This window comes from Haloferax sp. Atlit-6N, from assembly GCF_003383195.1.
In the GTDB taxonomy this organism is placed as follows: domain Archaea; phylum Halobacteriota; class Halobacteria; order Halobacteriales; family Haloferacaceae; genus Haloferax; species Haloferax gibbonsii.
In genome coordinates this window covers 1-548 of sequence record NZ_QEQJ01000147.1, presented here as the reverse complement: position 1 = coordinate 548, position 548 = coordinate 1, and the positions used below count along the sequence as shown (strand labels likewise).

Sequence of the window (548 nt, the reverse complement as noted above, 5' to 3'; positions counted from 1 at the left end):
CAGATACCGAGAACGACAGCGGTGGCGACGAGATACGTCGTGACCTGTGCGAGACGATAGATTATCTCGCGCTGGTGGTCGGATATCTCGGGGCGCGTACTCGCGATTTCCTTGATAAACCGTCCGAGAACCGATGTCAATACGTACGCGCCGACGAGGAAGGCGGCCGAGAGACTGACGCGAATGAGCGTCTCCTTTCCGAGGTTGTACTGCTCGGAGAGCGTGCCGATGTCGCCCGAAAGCGACCAGACCGCGAATAAGAACGTACCACCGAAAACAACACCGGTGAGGCGAAGCACTGTGACCCCGAGGTGCCAGACAGGGGAAGAAACCCCTTCGACGTCCATATCGTGGAGACGAGCGCCGAGTCGCCAGATTGCGATGACGGCGGCGGCGACGAAGATACTGGCAGCAAGGCGAAGTTCGAACGTGGGGAACCACGCTTCGAAGTCCACGAACCCGTTAGTCTGGAGGGCGATACTGGTCGAACGGAGCAACAGCGGGGTCAAAAGCGCATCGAGCGCGGGGAGTGTCATGGATTATAAGCC

The 548-nt window shown here is 59.1% G+C and carries 1 pseudogene; it reads right to left on the bottom strand.

What is annotated here, in order from left to right:
- Positions 1 to 536, bottom strand: a pseudogene (locus DEQ92_RS21650) (mechanosensitive ion channel family protein); the annotation flags it as partial.
- Between the last annotated feature and the right edge of the window lie 12 nt (positions 537 to 548).